Annotated in this window: 7 protein-coding genes; 1 reads left to right on the top strand and 6 read right to left on the bottom strand. The window is 67.5% G+C overall.

Annotated features, from left to right (window positions below):
- Window positions 1-193: 193 nt before the first annotated feature.
- Genes xerC through VIR09_RS04910 form a run of 5 tightly spaced genes read right to left on the bottom strand, consistent with a single transcriptional unit; the run spans window position 194 to window position 4,614 of the window.
- Window positions 194-1,189 (bottom strand): tyrosine recombinase XerC, encoded by a 996-nt coding sequence (gene xerC, locus VIR09_RS04930; RefSeq protein ID WP_332011864.1) that lies wholly within the window; start codon window positions 1,187-1,189, stop codon window positions 194-196.
- A gap of 18 nt (window positions 1,190-1,207) precedes the next feature.
- Window positions 1,208-1,885 carry a DUF484 family protein gene (locus VIR09_RS04925; RefSeq protein ID WP_332011863.1) on the bottom strand — a complete coding sequence of 226 codons (678 nt, stop codon included), beginning with the start codon at window positions 1,883-1,885 and terminating at the stop codon, window positions 1,208-1,210.
- Between the two features lie 3 nt (window positions 1,886-1,888).
- Window positions 1,889-2,800: a diaminopimelate epimerase gene (gene dapF / locus VIR09_RS04920; RefSeq protein ID WP_332011862.1), complete on the bottom strand. Its 912-nt coding sequence runs from the start codon at window positions 2,798-2,800 to the stop codon at window positions 1,889-1,891.
- 21 nt (window positions 2,801-2,821) lie between these two features.
- A complete protein-coding gene (locus VIR09_RS04915; RefSeq protein ID WP_332011861.1) occupies window positions 2,822-3,712 on the bottom strand; it encodes a lysophospholipid acyltransferase family protein in 891 nt (296 codons plus the stop codon).
- A gap of 35 nt (window positions 3,713-3,747) precedes the next feature.
- Window positions 3,748-4,614 (bottom strand): lysophospholipid acyltransferase family protein, encoded by an 867-nt coding sequence (locus tag VIR09_RS04910; RefSeq protein ID WP_332011860.1) that lies wholly within the window; start codon window positions 4,612-4,614, stop codon window positions 3,748-3,750.
- Between the two features lie 278 nt (window positions 4,615-4,892).
- On the opposite strand from VIR09_RS04910, the gene metK reads away from it, so the two are divergent.
- Window positions 4,893-6,056, top strand: a complete 1,164-nt coding sequence (metK, locus tag VIR09_RS04905) for a methionine adenosyltransferase (RefSeq protein ID WP_332011859.1) — start codon at window positions 4,893-4,895, stop codon at window positions 6,054-6,056.
- 61 nt (window positions 6,057-6,117) lie between these two features.
- Here the strand turns inward: metK and VIR09_RS04900 are convergent.
- Window positions 6,118-6,751, bottom strand: a 634-nt coding sequence (locus VIR09_RS04900) for an amidase family protein (protein WP_332011858.1), incomplete at its 5' end; no start/stop codon positions are given.

Here is a 6,751-nt window from a genome sequence, read left to right as displayed (position 1 = left end):
GCCACGCGCATCGGCAGCCGCTTGTCCGGAGCGGGCGCGGCGCGCCTGCGCTACGGGGTGGAAGCGCTGGCGGCGCTGGCGGTGCTGTTGCTGGGCGTGATGCTGCTGGGTGGTGTGATCGCGGGAGGCGGCTAGGGGCCGGTCCCGCAAGCTTGCGGCGCCGTCCTCGCCTGACTGAGCCGGCCTGGGGCGTTCAGGATTTACGCCCGGCGCGCGGATGCGCCTGGTCGTAGGCGCGGGCCAGATGCTGGAAATCCAGCCGCGTATAGATCTGGGTGGTGGATATGTTGGCGTGGCCCAGCATTTCCTGCACGGCGCGCAGATCCTGCGCGGACTGCAGCACATGGCTGGCGAAGCTGTGGCGCAGCACGTGCGGATGCACATGCGTGGGCACGCCGGCCTGTTGCGCGATGCGCGCCAGCTGCAACTGCACCACGCGCGGCGAGATGCGGCGTCCGCGCGCACCCAGGAACAGCGCGGCCGCGTCCTCGGACTGTGCGCTGAAGGGCGCCAGCTGCGACCGCACCGCGATCCATTTGCGCAGGGCTTCCAGGGCGGCCTGGCCCACGGGCACCGAGCGGCGCTTGCCGCCCTTGCCCAGCACGATGACCTCGGCCTCTTCCAGGCTCAGCCAGCCGCGCGACTCATAGTTGCCGGACCGTTCGTAGCGCAGGTCCAGGCCGACCAGCTCCGACAGCCGCAGACCGCTGGAATAGAGCAGTTCGAACATGGCCTGATCGCGTAGCGCGGCAGGTTCGGTCGCGACTTGCGCGGGGGCGCGGTCCAGCAGGGCCTGGGTCTGTTCAACGGACAAGGCTTTGGGCAGGCTGCGCGGCGCCTTGGGCGCTCGCACGCCGGCCACGGGATTGCCGGCCAGCTCGATGGCCGGCGCCCACCATTGATAGAAGCCGCGCCAGGCCGCCAGGGTGCGCGCCAGGCTGCGCGGCCCGCGGCCCTGGGCGTGCAGGCGCGCCACGAACTGGCGGATGTGGCCGTTGCCGATCTTGTCCAGCGGCAGCTTGGCGTGGTCGGCAAGTTCGCGCAGGAAACGCAGTTCGCGGCGGTAGCCGTCGAGTGTGTGAGGCGAATAGCGCCGGTTGGTTTCCAGATGGCGCAGCCAGGCGCTCATTGCGTCCGGCAGGGGAGTTTCGGGCGGGGCCGCGTCTTGCGCTTGCGTGGCTTTCGGCATGGCGTCCGCCCGTCCCGGCTAGGCCTTGGGTGAGGCCGGATTCAGGCGATGCAGCGCCGCCGAAGCCAGCTGACTGATGGATTCGAGGAAGGTCGTGCCCATTTCGGGCGTGAAGCGTTCGGTGTCGTCCGAGCCCAGCACTAACAGACCGACGGCGGGGCCGTCGGCTTCCAGGCGCAGCGGCACCAGCGCCAGCGACTTGGGCTTGGCGTCCAGCCAGCCGGCCGCTTCGAATTCGGTGTCGGTGCCGCAGTAGGGCGTCTTCAGGCTGTCGGTGAAGGTGCGCACGTCCTGGGTGACGGGTTCGCCGTAGCCGGTGGCGGGCAATTCGGACAGGTCCCACAGGCGCAGCGCCACGTGGTTCAGTTCGAATTGTTCGGCCAAGCCCAGGGCGATCTCGCCCGGCACATGCTGCGGATCGCATTCGGACAGCAGGCGGCAGCACCATTTGGCCACGTGCGTGCCAATGCTTTCATTGGCGCTGGCGTTGCGCACCAGCTCGTTCAGGCGCCATTCGAGTTCGCGATTGCGCTCGCGCAGGGTCAGGATCTGGCGTTCGCCCAGCGAAATGGCGCGCGAGCCGTGCGGATGCGGCACCTGCAGGGTCGCGAAGACGTCCGCGTGCTGGTCGAAGAAGTCGGGATTGTCTTGCAGGAAACCAGCGATGTCCTGGGCGGTAATAGCGGTATCAGTCATGGCTTATCGGTTCAGTCCCATGGAGAAGACGAGCTTGTCGATGTCGACCTGCCCCGTGAAGACGGACTCGGCCGGTCCGGTCATGCGCAGTTGCTCGCCGTTCCAGGCGACGGTCAGCACGCCGCCGCGCGCTTGCACGCGCACCGGCGAGTCCAGCAGGCCGCGGCGGATGCCGGCTGCGACAGCGGCGCAGGCGCCGGTGCCGCAGGCCAGGGTCTCGCCGGCGCCGCGTTCGAACACGCGCAGACGGATGTTGTTGCGGTCCATGACCTGCATGAAGCCGGCGTTGACGCGGCGCGGGAAGCGCGGATGGGTTTCGATCAGCGGGCCGAGAATGGATACGGGCGCGGTGTCGACGTCGTCCACGACCTGCACGGCGTGCGGGTTGGAAATGGCCACGGCCGACAGTGCGACCGTGCGCGGCAGGCCGGCGGGGGCGTCCAGCTCCAGTTCCCACAGCGTGTCCTGGCCTTGGACGCGCGAGGCCAGCCCGGCGGTGTCGAAGGGCAGGGCTGAGGGTTCGAAGCGCGTGCTGCCCATGTCGACGGTGACCTGCTCGTCGTCGCCCTGGTCCAGCACCAGGATGCCGGTGGCGATCTCGGCGCGCAGCGGGTTGCGATCGGACAGACCCTGTTCATGCACGAAGCGCACGAAGCAGCGTGCGCCGTTGCCGCAGTGTTCGACTTCGCTGCCGTCGGAATTGAATATGCGATAGCGGAAATCCGCGTCGGGCCGGGTGGCGCGTTCGACCAGGAGGATCTGGTCGGCGCCGATGCCGAAATGCCGGTCGCCCAGGGCGCGGGCGCGCTCGGGCGTCATGTCGATGGTCTGGCGGACCCCGTCGAGCACGACGAAATCGTTGCCAGCGCCATGCATTTTGGTGAAGTTCCAGTTCATCACGGGATTATCGCCCATATTGGGGCGCGAGCCGCGGACTCAGTAGAGTTTGGGTTCGCCCGGCGGACGCGTCTTGAAGCGGCGATGGACCCAGTAGTACTGGCTGGGGCAGCGGCGTACCCAGGATTCCAGCTCGCGGTTCAGGCGGGCGGTGGCATCTTCCAGGGAGTCTGTTCCGGGGAAGTCGGCCAGCGCTGGGAGTACTTCGATGTGATAGCGGCCGTTATCCGGATTCCAGAAGCCCAGGACGGGCATTACCACCGCATCCCATTTCCTGGCCAGCTGGGCGGTGGCGAGCAGGGTTGCCGCCGGGATGCCGAAGAAGGGCGCGAACACCGCGCCCTGGCGGCCGAAATCCATATCGGGCAGGTAATAGACAGGGCGGGGCGCGCGCAGGTGGCGGATCAGTTCGCGCACGCCGTCTTTGCGGCTGACCAGGAAAGACTCGTTGAAACGAGCCCGTCCTGCGGCCATAACGGCGTCGATGTTGGGGTCGCTTTGCGGGGTATACATGGTGGCGGCGCTGGGGATATCCATCGTCAGCCGGGTGCCGCCCGCGTCCATGGCGATGAAATGGGGCGCCAGCAGGATCACCGACCGGCCTTGGGCGATCAGCTCGTTGACTTCGTCCACGCCGCTTAACGTCACCATTTCCCTGACGGCCTCGGGCGTGCCGTACCAGAGTACGCCACGGTCGACGATGGATTGCGCCAGTGCGCGGAAGTGGTCGGCGACCCACTGTTCGCGGACCTGTTCGGGCTGCTCGGGAAAGCACAGTTCGAGATTGCGGCGCACGATGCGCGCGCGCGATTTGACCAGCCGTGGCGCCAGCCAGCCCAGGCCCGCGCCGATGCGCAGCCGCGTCGATGGCTTGATGCGGGCGAACCATTTCAACAGGGATACCAGCGCGCGCGTTTTGAAATTAGTCATAGGTAAGGAAAGTGGAGCGGACGGGGCGCGGCGCTTCAGTTGGCCCGGGATGCGGTTTCGGAGGCAGGTGCCGGCGGTGCGCCGCGCGGCGTCTTGTAGCGGTTGTAGCTCCAGAGGTATTGCTCCGGGCAGCGGCGGATCAGCGTTTCCATGGCGGCGTTGAGCAGCGCGGCTTGCGCTTCGGCGTCGGCAGGCAGCGGCTCGGGCACGCGCACGTAATGGATGCGCCAGCCGCGGCCCCCGGGCAGCCGTTCGCCCGCAGTCAGGATGATGGGTACGTTCGTCTGCGTGGCCAGCTTGCCCGGCAGCGTCATGGTGTAGGCCATGCGCCCGAAGAACGGCGCCCAGACGCCGTCGCCCACGCTGGGCGCCTGGTCGGGCAGCATGCCCACGGATTCGCCGCGGCGCAGGGCGCGCACGAACTCGCGCACCCCCTGCATAGTGGCCGGCACGGCATTGACGGCGGAAGTGTTGCGCGCGGTTTCCAGCAGCGGGGCCAGGATGTCCTTGCGCGGCGGCCGGAACATGACCGTCATGGGCATCTGGCGTGCCAGGTAGCGCGCGGTGATCTCGAAGCAGCCCAGATGCGGCGTCAGGAACAGGATGCCGCGGTTTTCTGCGCGGGCCGCGCTGACCACGTCATTGTCGTCCGAGATCACCTGGGCCAGGCTTTGTTCATTGCGGAACCAGACCCGCGGACTCTCCAGGATCATGGCGCCGATTTCACCTGCCGCGCGCCGCGCGAACGCCGGATCCGCGTAGCCGGCCTGGACCGCGTTGGCTTGCAGCCGCTGCCGGTACTTGCCCGGCCAGGCGTAGATCGCGCGCCCGGCGAGGCGCCCCGCGGCGTGCGCGACGGATAGGGGTAGGGCGGCGAATAGTCTGAACAGGAAGAGCAGCATGCGGCAGGAAAGTGGGACGGGCTTGAGGTGCGCCTGGGCTTGGGGGAATATGCTTAGGCCCCCGGCCGTTGGCGGCAGAACCGCATTTTCGCTTAAAATAGCCCAGTCGCCGAGTTAACCGACAACTTGCGGGGCGACGGCAAGGGTGTAGCGCTTTGCGCGCGTTTTGCCAAATCCGCTAAAGCGTCGCGCCCAGATTTGCGTATGTCATGCGGTCGGGGGTGCAACGCGCCTCGTGAACCTATGCGCCGGCAAAGCCGGCCACCAAGGACGCATCTGTGGCCAATAACGACTTTCTCTTTACTTCCGAATCCGTCTCTGAAGGGCATCCCGACAAGGTTGCCGACCAGATCTCCGACTCGATCCTGGACGCGATCTTCACCCAGGACCCGAATGCGCGCGTTGCAGCCGAGACGCTGTGCAACACCGGCCTGGTAGTGCTGGCTGGCGAAATCACCACCACCGCCAACGTCGACTACATCCAGGTCGCGCGCGACACGATCCGCCGCATCGGCTACGACAATACTGAATACGGCATCGACTACAAGGGCTGCGCGGTGCTGGTCGCCTACGACAAGCAGTCGCCGGACATCGCCCAGGGCGTGGACCGCAGCTCCGAAGACTACCTGAACCAGGGTGCGGGCGACCAAGGCCTGATGTTCGGTTATGCCTGCGACGAAACGCCTGACCTGATGCCGGCCCCGATCTGGTACGCGCACCGCCTGGTGCAGCGCCAGAGCGAGCTGCGCAAGGACGGCCGCCTGCCGTGGCTGCGTCCCGACGCCAAGTCGCAAGTGACGTTCCGCTACATCGACGGCCGCCCGGCTGAAGTCGACACGGTGGTGCTGTCGACCCAGCACGCGCCGGAAGTCTCGCAAGAGACCATCCGCGAAGCGGTGATCGAAGACATCATCAAGCCCAGCTTCCCCGAAGGCCTGATCACGCTGCAAACCAAGTTCCTGGTCAATCCGACCGGCCGCTTCGTCATCGGCGGCCCGCAAGGCGATTGCGGCCTGACCGGCCGCAAGATCATCGTCGACACCTACGGCGGCGCATGCCCGCATGGCGGCGGCGCGTTCTCGGGCAAGGATCCGTCCAAGGTCGACCGTTCGGCGGCCTACGCCGCCCGCTACGTGGCCAAGAACATCGTGGCCGCTGGCCTGGCGCGCCAGTGCCAGGTGCAGGTCAGCTACGCCATCGGCGTGGCCGAGCCGATCAATATCACCGTCTACACGGAAGGTACTGGCGTCATCCCCGACGACCAGATCGCCAAGCTGGTGCGCGAGCATTTCGACCTGCGTCCGAAGGGCATCGTCAACATGCTGGATCTGCTGCGCCCGATCTACGCCAAGACCGCCGCCTACGGCCACTTCGGCCGCTCCGAGCCGGAATTCTCGTGGGAAGCCACGGACAAGGTGCAGGAACTGAAAAAGGCCGTGTAAGCCTTTCTGCTTCTGCAAGCACAGCCCCCGCACTGCGGGGGCTTTTTCTTGCTTGCGGGGTTTACAGGCCCCAGGTCGACAAGTCGGGCCGGCGCGGCGCCGGGTCCAGCACTGGCTCCAGCGCAGCAGCGCAGTCCAGTAGCGCGGCGTCGCCGCCGGCGGGCGCCAGCAGCTGCACCGCCATGGGCATGCCATCGGCATCGTAGCCCGCAGGCAGCGAGATGGCGGCCGCACCGAGGAAGTTGGCGGGACGCAGCAGCTTGCCCAGCCCGGCGTGGCGGGTGTCGTCCGCGTCAAGGGTTTGCGCAGCTTGGTCGCAGGCGGGCATCAGCAGGGCGTCCAGGCCTTGCATGGCCCGCGCGAACGCAGCCATGTCGGCGGCGCGGCGTTGCAGTGCGGCTTCGTAGTCGGTCTGCGTGATGCGGCCTCCGGCCGCGATGCGCTTGCGCACCACTTCCCAAAGCGGCTGCGCGGGATCTTCAGCCAGTGCGCCGTAATAGCGGTAGGCCTCGTAGGCCAGCACCACGGAGTTGTCGTCCGCCATGCGGGCAAACGACAGGGTCGTGGGCGGATGCCAGGGCGTGGGTGTGTATCCAGCCCGCGCCAGGCTTTCCTCGGCCTCGCGCCAGGCCCGCAGGCCGGCGTCTGCCAGGGAGGCGGGCCAGGCTTCTGGCGCCAGTACCGCGACCGGGCCC

The organism is Achromobacter sp., assembly GCF_036567245.1.
Taxonomy (GTDB): domain Bacteria; phylum Pseudomonadota; class Gammaproteobacteria; order Burkholderiales; family Burkholderiaceae_B; genus Achromobacter.
Note: the sequence above shows the minus strand (reverse complement) of the source record. Positions and strands in the feature narration are given on the sequence as shown.